The sequence below is a fragment of the Streptomyces sp. NPDC005963 genome, from assembly GCF_040638655.1.
Taxonomy (GTDB): domain Bacteria; phylum Actinomycetota; class Actinomycetes; order Streptomycetales; family Streptomycetaceae; genus Streptomyces.
The window spans coordinates 198093-222116 of record NZ_JBEXVD010000002.1 but is presented as its reverse complement, the minus strand read 5'-3'; the positions used below and the strand labels follow the sequence as shown (position 1 = coordinate 222116).

General features: G+C 69.9%; 15 protein-coding genes. 10 read left to right on the top strand and 5 right to left on the bottom strand.

Features of this window, described 5'->3' with window-relative positions; translation table 11 throughout:
* Positions 1-123 precede the first annotated feature (123 nt).
* The 3 genes from ABZ348_RS04195 to ABZ348_RS04185 all read right to left on the bottom strand — a co-directional run bounded on the left by ABZ348_RS04195 (position 124) and on the right by ABZ348_RS04185 (position 6615).
* Positions 124-1710 (bottom strand): alpha/beta hydrolase, encoded by a 1587-nt coding sequence (locus ABZ348_RS04195; protein ID WP_358929817.1) that lies wholly within the window; start codon positions 1708-1710, stop codon positions 124-126.
* A gap of 142 nt (positions 1711-1852) precedes the next feature.
* Positions 1853-3433: an alpha/beta hydrolase gene (locus ABZ348_RS04190; RefSeq protein WP_358929131.1), complete on the bottom strand. Its 1581-nt coding sequence runs from the start codon at positions 3431-3433 to the stop codon at positions 1853-1855.
* A gap of 158 nt (positions 3434-3591) precedes the next feature.
* On the bottom strand, positions 3592-6615 hold the full coding sequence (locus tag ABZ348_RS04185) for a lysylphosphatidylglycerol synthase domain-containing protein (protein ID WP_358929129.1): 3024 nt from the start codon (positions 6613-6615) through the stop codon (positions 3592-3594).
* Between the two features lie 182 nt (positions 6616-6797).
* Between ABZ348_RS04185 and ABZ348_RS04180 the strand changes: the two genes are divergently transcribed.
* The 5 genes from ABZ348_RS04180 to nudC all read left to right on the top strand — a co-directional run bounded on the left by ABZ348_RS04180 (position 6798) and on the right by nudC (position 17378).
* Entirely contained in the window at positions 6798-7370 is a 573-nt protein-coding gene (locus tag ABZ348_RS04180) for an MGMT family protein (protein WP_358929127.1), read from the top strand.
* Positions 7371-7480: 110 nt separating this feature from the next.
* The gene (locus tag ABZ348_RS04175; protein ID WP_358929125.1) at positions 7481-11080 is read left to right on the top strand and encodes an ATP-dependent DNA helicase; all 3600 of its coding nucleotides are present in this window, start codon (positions 7481-7483) and stop codon (positions 11078-11080) included.
* 90 nt (positions 11081-11170) lie between these two features.
* Positions 11171-14848: a UvrD-helicase domain-containing protein gene (locus tag ABZ348_RS04170; RefSeq protein ID WP_358929123.1), complete on the top strand. Its 3678-nt coding sequence runs from the start codon at positions 11171-11173 to the stop codon at positions 14846-14848.
* A 10-nt stretch (positions 14849-14858) separates the two neighbouring features.
* Positions 14859-16253 (top strand): dipeptidase, encoded by a 1395-nt coding sequence (locus ABZ348_RS04165; RefSeq protein WP_358929122.1) that lies wholly within the window; start codon positions 14859-14861, stop codon positions 16251-16253.
* A 237-nt stretch (positions 16254-16490) separates the two neighbouring features.
* Complete coding sequence (gene nudC / locus ABZ348_RS04160) at positions 16491-17378, top strand: NAD(+) diphosphatase (RefSeq protein ID WP_358929815.1); 888 nt, start codon at positions 16491-16493, stop codon at positions 17376-17378.
* A 177-nt stretch (positions 17379-17555) separates the two neighbouring features.
* On the opposite strand, the gene ABZ348_RS04155 is transcribed toward nudC, so the two are convergent.
* On the bottom strand, positions 17556-17810 hold the full coding sequence (locus ABZ348_RS04155) for a glutaredoxin domain-containing protein (RefSeq protein ID WP_358929120.1): 255 nt from the start codon (positions 17808-17810) through the stop codon (positions 17556-17558).
* Positions 17811-18123: 313 nt separating this feature from the next.
* Between ABZ348_RS04155 and ABZ348_RS04150 the strand changes: the two genes are divergently transcribed.
* The 5 genes from ABZ348_RS04150 (at position 18124) to ABZ348_RS04130 (ending at position 21969) form a co-directional block, all read left to right on the top strand.
* Positions 18124-20298: an ATP-dependent DNA helicase UvrD2 gene (locus ABZ348_RS04150; protein ID WP_358929118.1), complete on the top strand. Its 2175-nt coding sequence runs from the start codon at positions 18124-18126 to the stop codon at positions 20296-20298.
* A gap of 164 nt (positions 20299-20462) precedes the next feature.
* Positions 20463-20789: a hypothetical protein gene (locus tag ABZ348_RS04145; protein WP_358929116.1), complete on the top strand. Its 327-nt coding sequence runs from the start codon at positions 20463-20465 to the stop codon at positions 20787-20789.
* A gap of 196 nt (positions 20790-20985) precedes the next feature.
* A complete protein-coding gene (locus ABZ348_RS04140; RefSeq protein ID WP_358929114.1) occupies positions 20986-21354 on the top strand; it encodes a WhiB family transcriptional regulator in 369 nt (122 codons plus the stop codon).
* The gene (locus tag ABZ348_RS04135) at positions 21351-21674 is read left to right on the top strand and encodes a hypothetical protein (protein ID WP_358929112.1); all 324 of its coding nucleotides are present in this window, start codon (positions 21351-21353) and stop codon (positions 21672-21674) included. Before ABZ348_RS04140 ends, ABZ348_RS04135 begins: the two co-directional genes overlap by 4 nt.
* Positions 21675-21765: 91 nt before the next feature.
* Positions 21766-21969: a hypothetical protein gene (locus ABZ348_RS04130; protein ID WP_358929110.1), complete on the top strand. Its 204-nt coding sequence runs from the start codon at positions 21766-21768 to the stop codon at positions 21967-21969.
* Positions 21970-22571: 602 nt separating this feature from the next.
* On the opposite strand, the gene ABZ348_RS04125 is transcribed toward ABZ348_RS04130, so the two are convergent.
* A complete protein-coding gene (locus ABZ348_RS04125; RefSeq protein ID WP_358929108.1) occupies positions 22572-24020 on the bottom strand; it encodes an AarF/ABC1/UbiB kinase family protein in 1449 nt (482 codons plus the stop codon).
* Between the last annotated feature and the right edge of the window lie 4 nt (positions 24021-24024).

Below are 24024 nucleotides of genomic sequence, written 5' to 3'. Positions count from 1 at the left end.
TCGATCGCGATCACCCCGCATCGGCGCCCGAGGGTTCCGCCCGGGCACCGGGCGGTGTTCGGGCGGGACCGGGGCAAAGCCCACCGCGGGTATCCAGCCCGGCGCCATGCGCGAGCCCCTCGGCTAGGAACAGGTCTTGCCGTCGGCCGGGACCTTCCCGCCCAGTAGGTAGTCGTCCACCGTGCGCGTCACACAGGAGCTGTTGCCGTAGGCACCGTGTCCTTCGCCCTTGTTGGTCACCAGCACCCCCACATCCGGGCCCAACTCGTCCGCCATCCTCCGTGCACCCTCGTACGGGGTCGCGGGGTCGCCCGTGGTCCCTATGACCAGAATCGGATCGGCACTCTTCGCCGACACCTCCGGGGTCTCCCATGCGCCGGCCACCGGCCAATCGGCGCACCAGCCGGCGAGGTCCCAGGCCAGATAGGGGCCGAAGACCGGTGAGACCTTGGTGAAGTCGGCCAGATGACGGGACTTCACCTCGTCGGCCGACACCTTCGCCTTGGTGTCGGCGCAGGATATGGCCCGCTGGGAGTGGTCGCGCGTGGTGTAGTCGCCGTTCTCGTCGCGCCCGTTATACGAGTCGGCGAGGGCCAGCAACTGGGTGCCGTCCCCCTTCTCGGCGCCTGCCAGCGCATCCGTCAGATACTGCCACTGGCTCTCTGAGTACAGCGGCAGGACGATTCCCGTGAGGGCCAGGCCCTGGGTCAGTTTCCGGCCGTCTCCCGCGGGCATCGGCTCCCGGTCCAGCCGGTCCAGCAGCTTCACCACCCGCGCGGTGCCGTCCTTCGCACTGATGTCACGACTCTTGAAGTAGTTGTCCATGGCCCGCTGAAAGCCCAGCGCTTGATTTCGCGCATGGCCCACGTAGTCCGCGCTCGGGTCCACCACGGCGTCCAGGACGAGCCGACCGACCTTGCCGGGGAACAGGTGGGCGTAGACGGCGCCCAGTTCCGTGCCGTACGAGAAGCCCAGGTAGTGCAGCTTGTCGTCGCCGAGGACCTGGCGCATCAGATCCATGTCCCGGGCCGCGTTCGACGTGCCCACATGGGGGAGCACCCGGCCCGACATGCGGGCGCAGCCGGCACCGAAGGCCCGGGAGTCCTTGAGGAACGCCTGTTCTTCGGCAGGGGTGTCCGGGGTGTTGTCCAGGAGGAAGCCCGCTTCGGCCTGCTTGCTGTCGCGGCACACCACCGCGGAGCTCTCGGCGACCCCCCGAGGGTCAAAGCTGACCAGGTCGTAGCGGCTGTTGAGGGTCTTGAACTCCGAAGCGCTGTTCGGCAGGGCCGCGACGCCGGAGCCGCCCGGCCCACCGAAGTTGAACAGGAGCGACCCGATACGGCTGCCGGGCTTCTGCGCCTTCGCCCGCACCAGGGCGATCCCGATCGTTTCCCCCGTCGGTTTGCGGTAGTCCAACGGCGCCTTGAGCGTGGCGCACTGCCACTGCCGGTCGGGCTTCTCCGCATAGCTGCCGTACGCCTTCACGGGTGCCTTGCACCCCTTCCAGACGAGCTTCTGTCCGGTGAGCGCCGCTGGCAGCACGGTCTGGGTGGTGGAGCCATCGGCGGGGGGTGCTGCCGTGTCGAGCGTGCTCGGCGAGGTGCTGCCTCCGGCATCCGGGGTGCCGTCCCCAGCGGGATCGTCACTGCATCCCACGGCGGCGGCCAGCAGCAAGCCCGCCGCCACCAGCGCGCCCGCGCGCCTGCGCATGGTCCTGAACACGGAGCCCCCCATGGCCTTGTGAGATGTTCCGCCATCCTAGGCGGCGGCACTGACACAACGGCCGAGGCCCACCTCCTGCGTACCGCCCACCTCTCACGTAACGCCCGTACTTCGCGACGCCCGTTGGTCGTCAGGTCTCCTTGCACACCGTTCCGGACGCCGGGACCGTGCCCTGGAGGAGGTAGCCGTCCACCGCGCGCTGGACGCAACGGTTGCCGCTGTTGTACGCGCCGTGCCCCTGGCCGTCGTACGTCAACTCGACACCGACGCCCTCGCCCAGTGCTTCGACCATGGCCCGCGCACCCTCGTACGGGGTCGCGGGGTCGCCGGTGTTTCCGATGACGACGATCGGTGCGGCTCCCGGCGCCGACACGTCCGGCGAACTCCACTCCCCGGGCACCGGCCAGTGCGTGCATCCCAACAGGCCCCAGCCGAGGTAGTCACCGAAGACCGGCGAGGCCGCACGGAACTCGGGGAGCTTCTCCTTCGTTTGCTCCACCGAGTAGCGCTCCTTGGAGTCGACGCAGTTGATGGCCGAGTTCGCCGCGCCCGTATTGCTGTAGTGGCCGTTGTCGCTGCGTCCGTTCATCGCGTCGGACAGGGCCAGCAACAGGGCCCCGTCCCCGCCGTCCGCATCGTCGAGCCCCTGTTCCAGGAGTTCCCAGTACTCAGTGGAGTACAGGGCCTGGGCGATGCCGTTGGTCGCCTGGGTCTGGGTCAGCTTCCGGTCGCCGATGCCGGCGATCGGCTTCGCGTCCAGCTTCCGCAGCAACTCCACGATCCCGTCCTGGATCTCTCGCGCGGAGGTGCCGGGCAGCAGGCATGCGTCGCCGCGGGCGACGCAGTCCTCGGCGAAGTTGGTGAGCGCGAGCTGGAACCCCTCGGTCTGGCCCAACGAACTCTGCTCCGCGTTCTTCGTCGGATCGACGACGGCGTCGAAGACCGCCCTGCCGACGTCCTTCGGATAGAGATGGGCATAGACCCCACCCAGTTCGGTGCCGTACGAGATGCCGAAGTAGTGCAACTTCCGGTCGCCGAGCACGCGACGCATGAGATCCATGTCCCGGGCGGCGCTGACGGTCCCCACATGGGGCAGCTCCGAACCGGAGTTCTCTTCGCAGGCGTTGGCGTAACCCTTCAGGCTGTTCGTGTACGCCTTCTCCTCCGCCGCGTCGTCGGGGGTCGCGTCCTGGGCGTAGAACACATCCAGTTGACGGTCGTCCTCGCACTCCACCGGTACGCTGCGGCCCACTCCGCGCGGGTCGAAGCTCACCAGGTCGTAGCGGCTGCGCAAGGCGGCGTAGTCCGGGGCGAGGGAGGGCAGGGTGGCGACTCCGGAACCACCCGGACCCCCGAAGTTGAAGATCAACGAGCCGATCCGTTCCTCCTGGTTGATCGCCCGCGCCCGGATGAGGGCGAGTTCGATGGTCTCGCCGCCGGGTTCGTCGTAGTCCAGGGGCACCTCCATGAACGAACACTGCCAGGTCGCACCGCCGGGCAGGGGCGAGGGCGAAGGCCCGCCGCCCTCCGCGGCTGACGGAGCCGGGCACGCCGTCCAGGTCAGCCGCTGGGTGGCGAAGTCGTCCACCGTCGACCGCTCCGACCCGCCATCACCGTCCTTGCTGCCGCCGTCCGAGCAGCCCGCGGCCAGCAACACGGTCAAGGAGGCGGCAAAGGCGACCGCACGCACGGCGGTGGAAGTGGTCGGCATGACGCCATCGTGCGGTGCGGCGGGCCGCTCCGCCCCCGTGGCGGGCCAAGCGGGTGGTGTGACGGAGCCGGCCGGGAGGAGCCGACCGCCGGTGCGCCTGCCCCGTCAGCGCTGCCGGGCACCGTACGAGCCGCAGGGCGCCTTGTGTGCGGTGTGGACTACAGGGCGCCCTTGCGCGTCAGATGGTTGAACATGAACCACCCCGGCAGCACCGGCAACCAGAGCGTCAGCGTCCGGTACAGCAGCACCGAGGCCGTCGCGACCTCCTTGGGCACTCCGGCGGCGATCAGACCCAGGATCAGGGCGCCTTCGACGGCGCCCACGCCACCCGGCGTGGGCGCCGCCGACCCGAGCGCATTGCCCGCCAGGAAGACCACGGCGAGGCTGGCGTAGCTGAGTGGTTGGTGCCCGTCGCCGAAGGCCCGGATCGAGGCGTCCAGACACATCACGAACGCGCCGGTCAGCAGCAGCATCCCGCCGATCCCGGTGAGGAGCTTCCCCGGCCGCTGGAGCACGTCGAGCATCCGGGGCACCACACCCGCGAACAACGAGCGCAGCCGGGTGGCGACGAACTTCCGCAGGAACGGGATCGCCGTCACCACCAGCACCAGCACCGCGACTGTCAGCAGACCGGCGATCACCGTCCGGGACGGGTTGAGCGACGGAGTCTTCTCCGTACCGGTGAGATAGCCGAAGGTGAGCAGCAACAGGATGTGCGCACCCAGACCGAAGAGCTGTGACGCTCCCACGCTCGCCACCGCGAGCCCCGGCCGGACCCCCGAACGTTGGAGGAAGCGGGTGTTCAGTGCGACACCGCCCACCGCCGCCGGCGCGACGATCTTCACGAAGGACCCGGCAACCTGCGCCGCCACCGTCCGCGGGAACGGCACCCGCTCGGGCACGAAGCCCAGCAGGCTCATCGCGGCGGCCACGTACGTGAGCGCCGAGAACGCCGCCGCGGCGGCGACCCAACCCCAGTGCGCATGGCTGAAGTCCGTACCGAAGTCATTGCCCGCGATCTGCGAGAGCAGGAAGTACGCGGCGACCGCGCCGGCGATCAGGCTGACCAGCGTGCGCGGCCGGATGCGTTCCAACCGGACCGGCTCGACCGGAGCCTGCGGCCGGATCAACAGCACCTGATGACGGATCTGGGTGAGCAGATCCTCTTCCCGTACCTCGTCGAGGGCCTCGTCCATGGCCTTCTTGTCGGCCTGCTTCTCCGCCCGCTCCGCCTTGCGCGCGGCTTTGGTGTCCTCGTCCGAGGACTTTCCTGACGCCTCCGCACGGGCCCGCTTGGCGGCGGCGGACGCCTCCAGAGTGGCCTCCCGCTCCCGCTCGGAGCGCTCCCTCGCCAGCTTGCGCAGCGTCGCCCGGGTCGATCGGGTGAGGGCGATCGGCTGGAGCAGGGGCAGACAGTCGGCCACCTTGTCCGGGCCGAGGACCTCCAGCGCGGTGGACACCGCCCGTCCGGCACCCACTCGTAGCCCGATGGTGGTCAGCAGTTGGGCGATGTCCATGCGGAGCACCACATCGCCCGCGGCGATCTCACCACCACGGAGATCGGTCAGGATCACCTTGCCGGAACGATCCACCAAGATGGCGTCGCCGTTCAGCCGCCGATGTGCGATCCGGCGCGACTGCAACGCCTGGACCTGCCGCCACGCTCCGAGGACCACGTCGTCGGTGATCTCGTCGTCCGTCATGGCGTCCAGGGAACGCCCGCCGAGGTGCTCGTAGACGAGCATCACCGCGTCCGGGCCCAACTCCGAGGTGGCGATCAGCTTGGGCGCATTCGCGCCGGCCGCGATCGCCGCGTACGCGAGCAACGCCTCCTGCTCCAGCGCCTGACGCAGGGACTGGAGCGAACGCCGGGTGGTGATCGAACGCAGGGTCAACCGCCGCCACACCCGGTAGAAGAACCCCTGCGCCTGCTGCTCCCGGTCGACGACCGTGACGTCGAGCGGCGGGCCGTCCTCCAGGGTGACCAGATAGCGCCGGCCCCGGTCGCTCTGGTCCGCACCGGCCCCGTCCTGGCGCAGGGGCACCAACTCGGGAACGTCCTCCGCGCGCATCGCCTTGACCGGGTGGAAACCGACGTGACGCAGTCCCGCCATCAGGGTCTGGCCGGTCGGGCGCACATTCGGCGAGCCGACCGCGTACAGCGTGCCGTAGGCGACCGTCCATCCGAGCAGCACCGTCAGGATGATCGAGAACGGTGTCGTATAGCCCGCGACTAGCATCGCGAACGCGTCCAGCAGCAGCACCACCCACAGGACCACCCGCCAACGCGGTCTTCGGGCCATACCGACCGCGGTCATGTAGGCGATGACGGGTGCCAGATAGCCGTGGACCGGATCGGTGAGACCGCCGTTGGTCTGGGTCTGGGTGAGGGCGTCCTGAAGGGTCCCGGGGGCGGCCCGGGCGACCCAGAGGTCGGTGGCGAGCGTGACTCCGTGCGCGAGCACGGCGGCGAGGACGCCGTCGGCGATCCTCAGTCCGTCGCGTTTGATCAGTCGTTCGATGGCGAAGGCGACCGGGACGAGCAGCACGGCGATGCTGGAGACCAGACCGGCGATCTTCACCAGGAGGTCGGGGGCCTGTCCGGTGCCCTTGCTGATGTCGTGTTCCAGGCCGGAGGTGGTGCCACTGGCGAAGGCGGCGATGGCGAGCACCACGGCGATGGCGAGCACGCCGATGAGCAGGCGCAGCAGGTCGGACGGGCGGTGCACCCGGGCGGCGAGCAGCGGCTCGTCGCCGGAGACCCGGTCGACTCCGCCGATGTCCGGTGCGTCCCGGCAGACGTCCTCCGCGGCATCACCCTCGTCGCTCGTCGGCTCGCTCACCCCGGACGGGCCGCCCTCGACGCCCGAGCCGCGAGCCGGCCGGCCGCCGGGCATGGAACGGTCGCCGCCGGCCGCCGACTGCTCCGAACCGTCCGTGTCGTGTGGATCGTCCGTGCTGTCCGGTGGGGTGCCGTCCGTCGGCGAGTGCATCGGCGACAGCGGTCCGGGCCCCTCGTCGCCCGAGGCCCTACCGGAACCGTGCGGATCTTCCACCCTGTCGAGCCCCTTGGACGGAACGGATGCGTCCGGGTACGCCTCGGTCTCAGGAGTGCTCGCCGCCCCACCTGGCTGCACGCCCTGCTCCTCGGTCGTCTCGGTCTCTTCTTGATCTCGTATCACCAGTCACCGCCCGCACGATGGTGGCACGACCTGAGGACAGAGAGGGGAATCAGGGTGTATCGCGGGGAGATGAACCGGGTGATACGGAGCACTTCATCGAATGCTGACCATTGTCCACCCCCGCCGTCCCTCCTGCGGTTTATCCACAGGTGCACCGAAGGCTGTCGGTGGGGTGCGGCAGGATGGGAGGGGTGAAAGAGCAGCCGCACACCGCCGACCACCCCGAGGGCGCTGGGTATCCCGAGTATCCCGAGTACGCCGAGAGGGTGCTCGACGTGGTCGACCTGATCCCGCCCGGTCGGGTGATGACTTACGGCGACGTCGCGGAGTGGCTCGAAGAAGGCGGACCGCGCCAGGTCGGTCGAGCGATGGCCCTGTACGGCTCGGCAGTGCCCTGGTGGCGCGTCGTCCGGGCGGACGGCACCCTGCTGCCCGGCCACGAACAGGAGGCCATGGCCGCCTACCGCACCGAGGGCACGCCGCTGCGCCAGGCCCCGCCCGGTGCAGAGGGGCACGTGCCCCGCATCGACATGAAGCGCGCCCGGTGGGACGGCGGAATCGGCGACGGCACCGGCGGTCAGGAGCCCCCGCCGGGCGGGGCGGGCCACGGCGCCCCGCACACCAGCCCGTACGAGGAGAGCGCCCCGCCCGCGAGCAGCGAGCCCCCGAGCAGAACGGCCACCCGGCGATGGACCCCGGCCCGCAGCACCGACCGGGACGAAACGGCGAGCGGAGGCCGGCACGGCAACGGCTGACGCAGGGCCCCACCCCCCTACACGGTAGGCGTCGGCCGGCGTAGCGTCGTCGACGCGCGGCACCGACCGCTCCGTCACCATCAGCACACCCACCAGGACCGGCGATCCACGTGAGCTCCTCCTCCACCACCGGGAATCCCCCGTACCAGCGACAGGTACGGCGGCGGACCCCGGGCGCATACCGGCTGGTGCGGACGCAGCCGGGCGCGGCGGGCTCCCCTGTGCTGGACGCCGCACAGCGCGCGGTGGTTGACCACGACTCCGGCCCGCTCCTCGTCCTCGCAGGTCCGGGCACCGGCAAGACCACCACCCTGGTCGAGGCCGTGGCCCGCAAAGTGGCCGAGGGCGCCGACCCGGAGCGCATCCTCGTCCTCACCTTCAGCCGCAAGGCCGCGGTCGAACTGCGCGACCGCATGGCCCTGCGCCTCGGCGGCACCCGCGGCCCCCAGGCCACCACCTTCCACTCCTTTTGCTACGCACTGGTCCGCGCCCACCAGGACGCCGACCTCTTCGCCGAACCCCTGCGCCTGCTGTCCGGCCCGGAGCAGGACGTGGCCGTACGGGAGCTCCTCACCGGCCAGCTCGACCTGGAGGCCCGCGGGCTCGCCCGCCACCACTGGCCCGATGAACTACGGGCCTGTCTGACGACCCGCGGCTTCGCCGACGAGGTCCGCGCGGTACTGGCGCGCAGCCGCGAACTGGGCCTCGGACCCGCCTCCCTCGCCCGCTTCGCCGCCCGTACGGGACGCCCCGACTGGCGGGCCGCCGCATCCTTCCTCGCCGAGTACCTCGACGTCCTCGACATGCAGGGCGTCCTCGACTACGCCGAACTGGTCCACCGCGCCGTGCTCCTCGCCGAGCGGGCCGCCTCGCCACTGACCTTCCCCTACGACACGGTCTTCGTCGACGAGTACCAGGACACCGACCCCTCACAGGTGCGCCTGCTCCAAGCACTCGTGGGCCGGGGCCGCACCCTGGTCGCCTTCGGCGACCCCGACCAGTCGATCTACGCCTTCCGCGGCGCCGACGTGAACGGCATCCTCAACTTCCCCGACGCCTTTCCGCACCCCGACGGGTCCCCGGCGAAAGTGGCCGTCCTCACCCGGTCCCGCCGCAGCGGAGCGAAGCTCCTCGAAGCCACGCGACTGCTCACCCGACGGATGCCGCTGACGCAGCTGCCCGTCGACAAGGTGCGGGCCCACCGGGAACTCGAACCCACCCGCGAGGGCGGCACGGTCGAGACGTACACCTTCCCGACCGCCTCCACCGAACTCGACAACATCGCCGACATCCTGCGCCGGGCCCATCTGGAAGACGGCGTCCCCTGGCAGGACATGGCGGTCCTCGCCCGCGCCGGCACCCGCACGCTCCCGTCCATCCGCCGAGCCCTGACGTCCGCGGGCGTACCGCTCGAAGTGGACGGGGCGGACGTGCCGCTGCGCCACGAACCCGCGGTGGCCCCCCTGCTGGCCGCACTGCGCGTGGTGGCGGGGGCAGCGGGAGCCACGTCGACGGGATCGCAGGAGCCGAAGAAGGACGATCAGTCGCAGGAGTCGCAGGAGTCGCATGAACCGCGTGACCCCAGCGAGCCGCAGGAGTCACGGGAGCTGGAGCTGGAGCCGAAGCCGCAGCCAGAGGCCATGGACCCCGGGGCCATGGACGCCCGCCCCGCGGAGGCAGAGCCAGAGGCGGCGGAGCCTGGGGCTGCGGAGTCAGTCTTCGCGGAGCCAAGGGCCGTAGAAACCGGTACCGACGAGTCGCCCACCACGCCCAGCGGTCCGGTGCAGCCCGCCTCGGACACCTCCATCCCAGCCCACCCCGACGACGTCCCCCCACCCTGGCTGGACGTCGACACCGCGTTGACCCTCCTCGCCTCCCCGCTCGCCGGCATGGACACCGCCGACCTGCGAAGGCTCGGCCGCGCCCTGCGCGACGAGGAGCGCGCAGCCGGAAACCGCATACCACCGCCCTCCGACCTCCTCCTCGCCCGCGCGCTCGCCGAGCCCGAGCGGTTGGTCGCGCACGACCCCTCGTACGCCCGCAGAGCCCAGGACCTCGGTCGACTCCTCCACAAAACCCGGGAGCTCCTCGAACGGGGAGGCACCGCAGAAGAAGCCCTCTGGGAACTGTGGAACGGCACCACCTGGCCCGCCCGGCTGGAGCGGGCGGCCCTGCGTGGCGGTGCCGCCGGCCGCAACGCCGACCGCGACCTGGACGCCGTGTGCGCCCTGTTCGACACGGCGGCCCGCGCCGAAGAACGCACCGGAGGCAGGGGCGCCCTGAACTTCATCGAGGAGATCGAAGCCCAGGACATCGCAGCCGACACCCTCACCGGCCGGGAGACCAGGCCCGACGCCGTACGCCTCATGACCGCGCACCGCTCCAAGGGCCTCGAATGGGGCCTCGTCGTCATCGCCGGCGTACAGGAAGGGCTCTGGCCCGACCTCCGGCGCCGCGGCTCCCTCCTGGAAGCCGACCGCATCGGCCGCGACGGACTCGCCGAACCCCTGACCCCGGGCGCGCTCCTCGCCGAAGAACGCCGGCTGTTCTACGTCGCCGCCACCCGCGCCCGCGACCGGCTGGTCGTCACCGCCGTCAAGGCACCCGCAGACGACGGCGACCAGCCCTCCCGCTTCCTGACCGAACTCGGCAAGGAGCCGCACGACATCACCGGCCGCCCGCGCCGGCCCCTCGCCGTCGCCGCGCTCGTCGCCGAACTCCGCGCCACCACCGTCGACCCCGAGGCGACCCCGACCCTCCGCGACGCAGCCGCCCGCAGGCTCGCCCGGCTCGCCACCCTCACCGACGACGAAGGGATGCCGCTCGTCCCGTCCGCGCACCCCGACCGCTGGTGGGGCCTCGACGAGCCCACCCTCAGCCGGGTACCCCTGCGCGACCGGGACCAGCCCGTCACCCTCTCCGGCAGCGCCCTGGACCAGCTCGCCAACACCTGCGCACTCCAATGGTTCCTGGGCCGCGAGGTGAAGGCCGACGCCCCCGCCACCGCCGCCCAAGGCTTTGGGAACGTCATCCACGTACTCGCCGACGAAGTCGCCTCCGGCCGTACCCCCGCCGATCTCGCCGTCCTCATGGAACGCCTCGACTCCGTCTGGGACGGCCTCGTCTTCGACGCCCCCTGGAAGTCACAACAGGAGAAACAACACGCTCGGGACGCGCTGGAACGCTTCCTGCGCTGGCATGTGATGGACCGTGCCGGCCGCACCCCCGCCGCCACCGAACAGGAGTTCTCCGTCACCTTGGAAGCCGGCGAGTACGAGGTGCGCATCCGCGGCTCCATGGACCGCGTCGAACGCGACGCCGACGGCCGTGCGTACGTCGTCGACTTCAAGACCGGCAAACAGGCACCCACCGGCGAAGCGGTCGCCCGCCACCCCCAGCTCGCCGTCTACCAGCTCGCCGTGCGCGAAGGCGCGCTCGACGAGGCCTTCGACGGGAACCGGCCCGAATCGGGCGGCGCCGAACTCGTCCACCTCCGTCAGGGCGCCGCCAAGAAGGAGGGCGGCGACGCCCTGCCCAAGGTCCAGGCACAGGAGCCGCTCGCGGGGGAGTGGGTCGGCGAACTCCTCGCCACCGCCGCCGGTCGCGTACTGGACGAACGCTTCACCCCCGCCACCGGACAGCACTGCACCACCTGCGCGTTCCGTGCTTCGTGCAGCGCCCGCCCCGAAGGCCGCCACATCGTGGAGTGACCCTCCGCCGCATCGAAAGCCCGCCCGCACCAGCCGTACGCAGGGCTTCTGAGGGCCGACTGTCACAGGCGCCCGTTAGCCTCTTCCGTTGTGACCGTGCGCCTGACCGACCCCGAGCAGCTCAAGGAGCTCCTCGGCATCCCCTTCACCCCGGAGCAGACGGCCTGCATCACCGCGCCGCCCGCCCCACAGGTCATCGTCGCCGGCGCCGGCTCGGGGAAGACGACGGTCATGGCCGCCCGCGTCGTCTGGCTCGTCGGCACCGGCCAGGTCGCACCCGAACAGGTCCTCGGGCTCACCTTCACCAACAAGGCCGCCGGCGAGCTCGCCGAGCGCGTCCGCAAGGCCCTCATCCGGGCCGGCGTCACCGACCCCGACGTCATCGACCCCGACCACCCCCCGGGCGAACCCCGGATCTCCACCTACCACGCCTTCGCCGGACAACTGCTCACCGACCACGGGCTGCGCATCGGCCTGGAACCCACCGCCCGACTCCTCGCCGACGCCACCCGCTTCCAGCTCGCCGCCCGCGTCCTGCGTGAAGCGCCCGGCCCCTACCCGGCCCTGACCCGCTCCTTCCCGCTGCTCGTCACCGATCTGCTGGCCCTCGACGCCGAACTGTCGGAACACCTCGTACCGCCCGAAGACCTCGCCGCGCACGACACGGACCTGCTCCGCGACCTCGACGACCGCAGCCTCTCCAACGCCGATCTGCGCAAGATCCCCGAAACCGCCGCAGTCCGCCGTGAACTCCTCGAACTGACCCTCCGCTACCGCGCCGCGAAGAACGCCCGCGAACTCCTCGACTTCGGCGACCAGATCGCGCTCTCCGCCCGCCTCGCCCTCACCAGACCCGCCGTCGGAACGACCCTCAGGAACGAGTTCCGCGTCGTCCTCCTCGACGAGTACCAAGACACCTCCGTCGCCCAGCGGCTCCTCCTCTCCGGACTCTTCGGCCAGGGCACCGGCCACGCCGTGACCGCCGTCGGCGACCCCTGCCAGGCCATCTACGGCTGGCGCGGAGCGTCCGTCGCCAACCTCGACGACTTCCCCCACCACTTCGCCGCCGCAGACGGCACGCCCGCCACCCGGTACTCGCTCAGCGAGAACCGCCGCAGCGGCGGCCGGCTCCTCCACCTCGCCAACGACCTCGCCACCCCCCTGCGGGCCATGCACGAAGGCGTCGAGGCCCTACGACCCGCGCCGGGAGCCGAGCGCGACGGAACGGTCCGCATCGCCCTGCTCCCTTCCCACGCCCAGGAGATCGACTGGCTCGCGGACTCCATCGCCCACCTCGTCCGCACCGGCAAGGCACCCGGCGAGATCGCGGTCTTGTGCCGCACGGCAGCCGACTTCCCCGAAATCCAAGGCGCCCTGGTCGCCAGGGACGTTCCGGTGGAGGTCGTCGGCCTCTCCGGACTGCTCCACCTCCCCGAAGTCGCCGATCTCGTCGCCGTCTGCGAAGTCCTCCAGGACCCCGGAGCCAACGCCTCCCTCGTACGGCTCCTCACCGGCCCCCGCTGGCGCATCGGCCCTCGGGACCTCGCCCTCCTCGGACGCCGCGCACGACTGCTGGTGCACCGCGCCTCGGCCGACGACCACGACCCGGACGAACGGCTCGCCGCAGCCGTCGAAGGCACCGACCCGGCCGAGGTCACCTCCCTCGCCGACGCCCTCGACACCTTCCTCGATGCGGGCGGCGGTCACCCAGACGACGGCCTGCCGTTCTCAGCCGAGGCCCGCCGCCGCTTCGCCCGCCTCGCCGCCGAACTGCGCGAACTCCGACGCGCGCTCGCCGACCCCCTCATGGACGTCCTCCACCGCGTCCTCGGCACGACCGGCCTCGACGTCGAACTGTCCGCATCCCCCCATGCCCTCGCCGCCCGCCGCCGCGAGACCCTCGGAAACTTCCTGGACGTCGCAGCCGGCTTCGCGGCCCTCGACACGGACACCACTCTCCTCGCCTTCCTCGCCTTCCTCCGCACCTCCGCGCAGTACGAGAAGGGCCTGGACAACGCACTGCCCGGCGGTGAGAACACCGTCAAGGTGCTCACCGCCCACAAGTCCAAGGGCCTCGAATGGGACGTGGTCGCCGTCCCCGGGCTCGTCACCAAACACTTCCCGAGCGATCAGCCGCGCGAAGCATGGACCGCACACGCCCGGGTGCTGCCCCACGCACTCCGCGGCGACGCGGCGACCCTGCCCGAACTCGCCTCCTGGGACGCCAAGGGGATCAAAGCCTTCAAGGACGCGATGAAGGCCCACCAACACACCGAAGAACTCCGCCTCGGCTATGTCACCTTCACCCGACCCCGCTCGCTGCTCCTGGCCTCGGGGCACTGGTGGGGACCCACACAGAAGCGCAAAAGGGGACCATCGGCCTTCCTGGAAGCCCTGTACGCACACTGTGCCCAGGGCCACGGCGAGATCGAGGCATGGGCGGACGCACCACCGGCGGACCTGGAGAACCCCTTCCTCCAACAGTCCGGACCGGAGCGGGCCTGGCCACTTCCCCTCGACCCGGAATCCCTGGTCCGCCGACGAAGGGCGGCCGACCTCGTACGGGCCCATGTGGCTTCCGCCACACCGGATCACGGGCCGTTGGACGGCCCGTCCCGGCGCGACCGCGGGTCACAACACCCGTACGCAGAGGAACACGGTCGCCCCGAGACCCTCGCCCCGGTGCCGACCGGCCCGGAGGACGACCTCTTCCCCGCGGGACTGGAAGAGCCCGAACCGTACGAGGACGAGTCGTACGAGCCCGAACCGTACGACGACGTCATGCCGCAGTCACCGGGGGCGCACCCGGTTGAGAACGAGCAGCCCGGAAACGAAAAGGCCGGAAACGAGCAGCCCGGAAACGAACAGGCCGAACCGCGCGGCTCAGAGGGTGTGCCCGGCGCGCCCGCACCCCGGCCGCACACCATGGCCGGCACCCACCCCGGCGACCCCGCCCAGAGCCGGAGCGACCTTCCTCACCCCCGCCGGGAAGCCGCCCCGACCACCGACGGAACCACCGCCGAGGAAGCCCGCACCATCGCCTCCTGGGACCGCGACCTCCACGCCCTCACCCGCGAACTCCAGCGGTCCCGCTCCACCACCCGGACCGTCCCGCTCCCCGCCTCACTCACCGCCTCCCAGCTGATGCGGCTGGCCGCCGACCCCGACGGGTTCGCCCAGGAGCTGGCCCGTCCCATGCCCCGCCCGCCCCAGCCCGCAGCCCGGCGCGGCACCCGCTTCCACGCCTGGGTGGAATCCCGGTTCGAGGAACTGCCCCTCCCCATGCTCGGCCCCCACGAACTGCCCGGCGCCGACCCCGACGCCCATGACACCGATCACTCCGAGATCACCGACGAACACGATCTCGCCGCCCTCAAAGAAGCATTCGAACGCACCCCCTACGCCCGCCGAACGCCCCACCGCATGGAATCGCCCTTCCAGATCACCCTCGCCGGACGGGTCATCCGAGGCCGCATCGATGCCGTCTACCGCACCCCCGGCACCACGGCGGACGGCCTCCCCACCCATACGTACGAGATCGTGGACTGGAAGACCAGCCGCACCCTCACCGCCGACCCACTGCAACTCGCGATCTACCGCCTCGCCTGGGCCGAGCAGCACGGCCTCGCCACCGACGCCGTCGACGCGGCCTTCGTCTTCGTACGCAGCGGGGAGGTCGTACGCCCCCAGAACCTGCCCGGCCGCGCCGACCTGGAACGCATCCTGCAGGGCGAGACGGCGGAGGAAGGGCTCACCGACGCCCGTTAGGCTCACTGATATGAGCGACACCCCGGACAGCGCCGTCCGCCAGTACATCGAGCAGCACCGCGTCGCCTTCCTCGACGACCTGGTGGAATGGCTGCGTATCCCCTCCGTGTCGGCCCAGCCCGAACACGCGACGGACGTCCGGCGCAGCGCCGACTGGCTCGCCGCCAAACTGCGCGAGACGGGATTCCCCACCGTCGAGGTGTGGACGACACCGGGCGCGCCCGCGGTGTTCGCCGAATGGCCGTCGGACGACCCCGACGCACCGACCGTCCTCGTCTACGGCCACCACGACGTCCAACCCGCCGCGCTTGAGGACGGCTGGCACAGCGACCCCTTCGAGCCCCGTACCGACGCGGGCAGGCTGTACGCCCGTGGCGCGGCCGACGACAAGGGTCAGGTCCTCTTCCACACCCTCGGCGTCCGGGCGCACCTCGCCGGCACCGGCCGCACCACCCCGGCCGTCCACCTCAAACTCCTCGTCGAGGGCGAGGAGGAGTCCGGATCACCGAACTTCCGGGCCCTCGTCGAGAGCGCCAAGGACCGACTCGCCGCAGACACGGTGATCGTCTCGGACACGGGCATGTGGTCGCCCACCACACCCACCGTCTGCACCGGAATGCGCGGCCTCGCCGAGTGCGAGGTCGAACTGCACGGCCCCGACCAGGACATCCACTCCGGATCGTTCGGCGGTGCCGTACCCAACCCGGCGACCGTCGCCGCCCGGATCGCAGGCTCCCTCCACGACGCCGACGAACGTGTCGCCATCCCCGGGTTCTACGACGACGTCACGCCCCTCACCGACGCCGAACGGGCCCTGTTCGCGAAACTGCCGTTCGACGAAGCAGCCTGGCTGGCCACTGCCACCTCCCACGCCACGCTCGGGGAAAGCGGCTACTCCACCCTGGAACGTATCTGGGCCCGCCCCACCGCAGAGGTGAACGGAATCGGCGGAGGCTACCAAGGTCCCGGCGGCAAGACGATCATCCCCTCGTCAGCCAGGCTGAAGCTCACCTTCCGACTGGTCGCAGGACAGGACCCGGACGTGATCGAAGTCGCGGTCAGCCGCTGGATCACCGACCGCATCCCTGACGGCGTCCGCTTCGACATCAGCTTCGCCCCCTCCACCCGACCGTGCCTGACCCCGCTCGACCACCCCGCGCTCCAGTCCGTCGTCCGTGCCATGAGCCGGGCCTTCGACGGGCAGCAGATCCTCTTCACCCGTGAAGGCGGCTCCGGCCCCGCGGCCGACCTCCAGGACGTCCTCGGTGCGCCCGTGCTCTTCCTGGGCATCTCCGTCCCCTCCGACGGCTGGCACGCACCCAACGAAAAGGTCGAGGTGGACCTTCTGCTCAAGGGTGTCGAGACCGCCGCACACCTCTGGAGCGACCTCGCCACCACCAACTGATCCGCGCAGAACCGAAACCCGATCCACCGGGGGAGTTGGAAGTACGTGAGCACTAACGGCCAAGCACCTGCGGACCGCACCGAAGGACAGGACCGCACTGATGGCGCGGCCCGTACCGGAGGACAGGGCCGCAGCGATGCCGCGGTCCGTACCGATGGCGCGGTCCGTACCGATGGCGCGGTCCGCAGCGACCACCGAGGCCCGACCGCGCCCGTCAGCCTCACCGCGCCCAGCGGAATCGACCGTCAGGCACACCACCGGCTCGACGAGGCTTGGCTGGCGGCGGCCTGGAGCCATCCGACCACCAGAGTGTTCGTGGTCTGCGGCGGCCAGGCACTCATCGACGACACCCCCGACGGCCGCACCGAACTCGTGATGACCCCCGCCTTCGAAGCGCCCGTCACCGAGACCCACCGCTACTTCCTCGGCACCGACGAGGACGGCGTGCGCTACTTCGCCCTCCAGAAGGACGCACTCCCGGGCCGGATCGACCAATCGGCCCGCCCGGCCGGACTGCGCGAAGCCGGACTGCTGCTCTCCCCGCGCGACACCGCACTCCTGGTCCACGCGGTCGCACTGGAGAACTGGCAGCGGCTGCACCGCTTCTGCTCGCGCTGCGGCGACCGCACCGTGATCGCCGCTGCCGGCCACATCCGACGCTGCCAGGCGTGCGGCGCCGAGCACTACCCCCGTACGGACCCGGCTGTGATCATGCTCGTCACCGACGAGGACGACCGGGCGCTCCTCGGACGCCAGCTGCACTGGCCCGAAGGGCGCTTCTCCACCCTCGCGGGCTTCGTGGAACCCGGGGAATCCATCGAACAGTCCGTACGCCGCGAAGTCTGGGAGGAAGCCGGGGTCACTGTCGGCGAGGTCGACTATGTTGCCAGCCAGCCGTGGCCCTTCCCGTCCAGCCTGATGCTCGGCTTCACCGCCCGCGCCACCTCGTCCGACATCACCGTCGACGGTGAAGAACTGCACGAGGCGCGCTGGTTCTCCCGGGACGACCTGCGCAAGGCATTCGAATCCGGCGACGTGCTCCCGCCGTACGGGATCTCCATCGCGGCCCGCCTGATCGAGCGGTGGTACGGCCAGCCCTTGCCCAGGCCCGGCAGCGGAGTCTGACCGAGGCAACGTGCCGGGTTCGGCCGTGCCCGGCCCGGTGCACCCTCCGCCCATCACACCCACGTGGTGCGTCCGTGCGACAGCGACGACACCAAAGGCCGGAGGGACCCCGCGCTCGCGGGGTCCCTCCGGCGTCAGCCCATGCACGCACGGCATCAGTCCGTACGGAGACGGGGATCAGGCGGCGAGGGCCTGCTTCACCTGGGCCAGGCTCGGGTTCGTCATGACCGACTCGGTGCCGGCGGGGGAAACGATCAACAGTGTCGGAACCGTCTGGTTGCCGCCGTTCGCCTTCTCCACGAAGGCCGCGGACTCCGGGTCCAGCTCGATGTTGATCTCGGTGTACGCGATGCCCTCCCGATCCATCTGGCCCTTCAGCCGACGGCAGTATCCGCACCATGTGGTGCTGTACATCGTCACAGTGCCCGACATCGTCCCTCGTGCTCCTTCAACTCACGGCGGCCCGTCACACCCGCTGGTGCGCGCACCACGTCAAACGCGCGGGCCTCGGCCACCATTCCCGATTCCGGCACTACGGCCTCCGCGCTAGCCTCCGGCCCAGCTTCCGACCCGTCTTGCGCGGAAGCCTCCGACCCGTCTTACGTGGAGCGAGCCAGGGCGCTTCGGCGTCCCCGTGCCGGGCTTCCGGGCGCGGCTCGCCGTCGAGGGTCGATTCATACGACTATTGCGACCCCCCTGTGGACAAAGGCCGCAGCCGCCTCCGCGGACCTGGCAGCATGGCAGGGTGACAGCAGCAACGCACTCCTCCCTTTTCCCGCAGGTCCCCGAGTCGGCCGACGCGGTGCTCGACGGGCTCGACCCCGAGCAACGCGAAGTGGCGACCGCTCTGCACGGTCCCGTGTGCGTGCTGGCCGGCGCGGGCACCGGCAAGACCCGAGCGATCACCCACCGCATCGCCTTCGGGGTCCGCGCAGGCATCCTCCAACCCTCCAGCGTGCTCGCCGTCACCTTCACCAACCGCGCCGCGGGAGAGATGCGGGGTCGACTTCGACAGCTGGGCGCAGGCGGTGTCCAGGCACGCACCTTCCACTCCGCGGCGCTTCGACAACTCCAGTATTTTTGGCCGAAAGCTGTTGGTGGCGATATGCCCCGACTTCTGGAGCGCAAGATCCAACTGGTCGCCGAATCCGCGGCCCGCTGCCGTATTCGCCTCGACCGCAATGAACTGCGTGATGTCACCAGTGAGATCGAATGGGCGAAAGTGACCCAGACGGTTCCCTCTGACTATCCGGCTGCCGTCGCCAAGTCCCTCCGTGACGCCCCTCGCGACACATCGGAAATCAGCCAAATCTACGGGATGTATGAGCAGCTGAAGCGGGATCGCGCGGTGATTGATTTCGAGGACGTCCTCCTCCTCACGGTCGGCATCCTCCAAGACCGCCACGACATCGCCGACCAGATCCGCCGCCAGTACCACCACTTCGTGGTCGACGAATACCAGGACGTCAGCCCGCTCCAACAACGCCTGCTCGACCTCTGGCTCGGAGACCGCGACAACCTCTGCGTCGTCGGCGACGCCAGCCAGACGATCTACTCCTTCACCGGTGCCACCCCCGACCACCTGCTGAACTTCCGCACCCGACACCCGTCCGCAACCGTCGTGAAACTGGTCCGGGACTACCGCTCCACCCCCCAGGTGGTCCATCTCGCCAACGGCCTGCTCAGCCAAGCCAGCGGCCGGGCCGCAGAACACCGGCTCGAACTGATCTCACAACGCGACCCCGGTCCCGACCCCTCCTACACGGAGTACGCGGACGAGCCGGCCGAAGCCGAAGGCACCGCACACCGCATCCGAGAACTGATCTCCGAAGGCGTCCCCGCCGGCGAGATCGCCGTGCTCTACCGCATCAACGCCCAGTCCGAGGTCTACGAGCAAGCCCTCGCGGACGCGGGAGTCCCCTACCAGCTGCGCGGAGCCGAGCGCTTCTTCGAACGCCAGGAAGTGCGGGAAGCCGGAGTCGCCCTGCGCGGCGCCGCCCGCGCCGGCGGCAATGACTCCCTGCTCGACGATGCCGAGGACCTGCCCTCCCAAGTGCGGGCCGTCCTCTCCACGAAGGGGTGGACGACCGAGCCCCCGGCGGGCTCCGGAGCGGTGCGCGACCGCTGGGAGTCCCTGGCCGCCCTGGTGCGGCTCGCCGAGGACTTCACCCGAGCCCGGCCCGAAGCCACCCTCAACGATCTCGTCGCCGAACTGGACGAGCGGGCCGCAGCGCAGCACGCACCCACCGTCCAGGGCGTCACCCTCGCCTCCCTCCACTCGGCCAAGGGCCTCGAATGGGACGCAGTGTTCCTCGTCGGCCTCACCGAGGGCATGATGCCGATCACCTATGCCAAGACGGACGAGCAGATCGAGGAAGAGCGACGACTGCTCTACGTCGGTGTCACCCGAGCCCGACTCCACCTCGCCCTGTCCTGGGCACTGGCCCGATCACCCGGTGGTCGAGCCACTCGCCGCCCCACGCGCTTCCTCAACGGGATGAGGCCGGGAAGCACTGCTCCCGGGGCTCGGAACGCCGCAGGCCAAGGCGGGATCGAGCGGGGCGCCGGCGGACGCCGCAAGCGCCGGGGCCCGGCCCTGTGCCGAGTCTGTGGAAAGACACTTACGGACGCCGGCGAGATGAAGCTGATGCGCTGCGAAGACTGCCCTTCCGACATGGACGAAGGACTCTACGAACGCTTGCGGGAGTGGCGCTCCGGCCAAGCCAAACAGCTCGGGCAACCTGCCTATTGCGTGTTCACCGACAAGACGCTCATGGCGATCGCCGAAGCCGTCCCGGGGGACGAGCGTGAACTGTCCGCCATCTCCGGAGTCGGTGGGCGCAAGCTGGACCGTTTCGGAACCGACGTCCTCGCCATCTGCGCAGGCCAGGAGCTTGACGAGGGCGCCGACGAAGACTGAGGGAAACTCGTCGGAAAAATAGTTTGCGCACGCACCAGCGCTCCCCATAGGTTCTTAACCACGCGAACAGCGGCTTCTCCGAAGCGCTGTCATCGTGGTGTACTTATCCGAATACAGCGATCGGCCCCCGGCCGGTCCCGAGACGCCGAGAGGAGGCGAGTCCAGTGATCACCAACAACACCAGCTTCACCAACGCCGTGAAATTGACCGATCGCTCGGTCATCGTCTCCGCCTGCCCGCTCGGCTTCTCCGCGTCGCTCCATGGCACCGGTGTGTCCGGCTTCTCGGCTGAGATGCCTCTGGCTCCCCTGGGCGGATTCCCCGTCCTGGAGCGGACCGAGCGACCGACCAAGGCACTGGAAGCAGGAGTAGCAGCGGCAGAGGCCAAGGCCTATGCCTTTGCGGCAGCCAGTGCCGTCACCGCGAAGCAGACGCAGCACGACACGAAGTGGGCCTTCCGCGGGCTCGAACCCTGGAGTGATCCAGCCTGACGTAGATCAGGCCGGCGCCTTCAGGGCCGCGGAACCCCACTCGGGTACCGCGGCCCTTCTGTTTTCCCCAAAACCAAGGGGAGTCAGAGCGAAGGGGCCTCGGGACAGCACCACCCGGTACCAGCCCCCCGGTCCGCCCGGGGGACCACCAACCGGCCGACCGGCCGGACCGAACAAGACGAGGAATGACACCACCGTGCAACTCGAAGCGCACGCCCCGTCCGTACCGCCTTCCGAGACCATCGCCCCGCGTGTCCGCCCGGAGGACTCCCCCTTGACCCCGCTGACTGCGCTCACCGCGCTCGACGACGCCATCGAGAACCTCGGCGTACCCGTTCCCTGCCGCACCTACGACCCGGAGGTCTTCTTCGCCGAGTCGCCCGCCGACGTGGAGTACGCCAAAGCCCTCTGCCGTACCTGCCCGCTCATGGAGGCGTGCCTCGCAGGCGCCAAGGAGCGGCGCGAGCCGTGGGGCGTGTGGGGCGGAGAGCTCTTCGTCCAGGGAGTGGTCGTTGCCCGCAAGCGGCCCCGTGGGCGTCCGCGCAAGAACCCGGTCTCGGCATGAACATCATCGGGACCATCGATCGACCTCTCACGCACGAACCCAAGAAGCAGGCCCCCATGCCCTCTTCCGCGAGTGAGCCTTCCGGCTCCGCGACCCCAGACGTCAGCACCACCGGCGCGAACGCCTCGCGCCAGAACAGGACCCGCGAAATGCAACTCATCCCAGAAGCCCTGGCTCGTGCGCATATGCACGACCGCATGCGTGAGGCAGAGAGGGAGCGCAGAGCCGTTCGCCTCGTAGCCGCCCGACGCATGCAGCGCCGCGCCGAACGCGTATCTCTCCGCGCTCGCCGTGCGCTCGCCATGGCCGTCATGAACTGACAACCCGAACTTCGCAGGGGCCGGTCCGATCGGACCGGCCCCTGCGGTGCGTTGTCTCCCCAGCCCGTCGCCCCGGGGTTATCGTCACCTCGTGGACCAGCAGCAGCCCTGCCCGGAACCGTCGGAAGCCCAGCACATCGTGTGTGCCCGCTGCGGTAGAGCCGCAGACGGGGAGGGAACCCCGGCCACCTGGACCTACTCCATGGAGAACGGGCATCGTCGCTACTACTGCGACGACTGCGCCCGCGCCAACATCAGATCGATCGAAAGCAGACTCGACTCCACCTGGTGGTGACGGCCCGACCACGAGAGCCGTCACTCCACCGTCTCCGCCATAGCTCCGACCCGTCCCCACAACAGCCACAGCTTCCGAGGCAACACCACCCGCCCCCCTGCCTCACACCCTCCTGCCGCCCCCGCCGGTCCGGTTCCTTCGGCGAAGGAACACAACCGAGGTGCCGTAATGCCGACCTCATGGCCCTGCCTCAACCGGGACACAGGGGGAGGGGGCGCTGGAGTCGCGTTCTCTTCAATAGTTGGGGGCCCTCCCCCCCTCCCCTCCCCCTCCCGCCCCTTGGTGTTGCGTTGTTGTCTTGTGTTGTCCGGTTGTTCCACAGCCAGGCGCACGCTTGCTCCGACTCGGACGGCCGGGACTGGTGTGGCGAGGCCGGTGCGCATGGCAAACCCGTACCCGAGCGGCTCGGGCCGATCTTCTGCTACCCGTGTCAGAGCCAGACCAGGCAGTTTCCGTCTGCCGAACCTTCCTTGTCGGTCAGTGCCTGGTGCTCAGGGCTCAGCGACTCGTGACGTGTGCCCGAGTGAGGTTCCGCGGCCTCGGCGAATCCGGTTTCGTGATCCGGGCGCTGCCCCAACCGCCGAGTGACGCTCCTCAACCAACTAGGGCCCGCTGGGAGCCGCCGTGGTGTCCGCGTTCCCGGTGTTCGTCATGTTCTGTGTGCATGGCGTCTTGTCCGTGGATGCTGTGTCTTCCGCACCGCCGGCTTCCTCGCTGTCTTCCTCCTCGGGAAGGAAGCCCGGTACCCATGCCTCCAGTTCGTCCCGGAGCCGTACGGTGGCATTGAGTTGGCAGAGGACACCTATGGTGCTCAGGGTCACCCTGTGTATCAGTAGATAGGCCGGTGGCAGGTTCAACTGCTTGCCCAGTTGGTGGGCGGGGGAGCGGATGTCGGCGATCCTCGCCGCCTGCGTGCGCATCCACTGCCGGGTGAACGTGAACTCTTCCAGGTCGGCGGGCTCGATGATCGGTACGAGGTACTCCAGTACCGCGTCCGGGTCGAGGTCTATTTCGTCCTTGACGAAGCCTTCGGTACAGAGAAGGTCGTACACCGTCTCCGCTTCGCCCTCCAACGCCATCCGAAGGCAGTCGCCGATGGGCTCGGGGAGGCCTCCGGGCAGCCGGTCGACCGTTCCGAAGTCCATGACGCCCAGTCGCCAGCCCTCGCCCTCCTCTTCGGGAAGGAGCCGGAAGTTGCCCGGATGAGGATCGGCGTGCAGGAGTCCGGTTCGAACAGGGCCGGAGAAGAGGAAGCGGGCCAGCAGCTGACCGGCTCTGTCCCGCTGTTCCACCGTCCCGTCCGCGATCACCTCGGCGAGGGGAATGCCGTCTATCCACTCCGTCACCAGCACCTGGTCGGACTGATGGACCACATCGGGCACCAGCACGTCCGGGTCGTCCGCGAACTCCTCGGCGTGTTCCCGTTGTGCTTGGGCCTCCAGGCTGTAGTCCAGCTCTTCCGACACTCGGTCGCGTAGCTCGTTGATGAGGGGCTTGAGATCCATCCCCGGAATGAGTGGGCCCAGTAGCTTGGCGAACCGGCTGAGCTGCGTCAGATCTGCGAGCAGTGCTTCGCCCGCCCCCGGATACTGCACTTTCACCGCTACCTCACGGCCGTCGTGCCAGACGGCACGATGAACCTGTCCGATGGACGCCGCCGCGGACGGCTTGTCCTCGAAGTTGGAGAACAGCTCCCGCCAGTCCTCTCCCAGCTGCTCCGTCAGTACTTTGTGCACGGTCCTCGTCGGCATGGGAGGAGCCGCGTCCTGGAGCTTGGTCAGCGCGGCGCGATAGGGGCCCGCGATGTCCTCGGGGAGGGCTGATTCGAAGACGGACAGTGCCTGCCCGAACTTCATGGCTCCCCCTTTCAGCTCGCCGAGGACCTTGAAGAGTTGATCGGCGGTGCGCTGTTGCAGCTCCCGGGCGACGATCTCCGCGGACTTGCCACCGATGCGTTTGCCCAGCCCCCATGTCGCTCGGCCGGCGAACCCCAAGGGCAGTGCGGCCAACTTGGCGGTCCGGGTGACCGCCTTCCGGGGAAGATCAGACATAAGC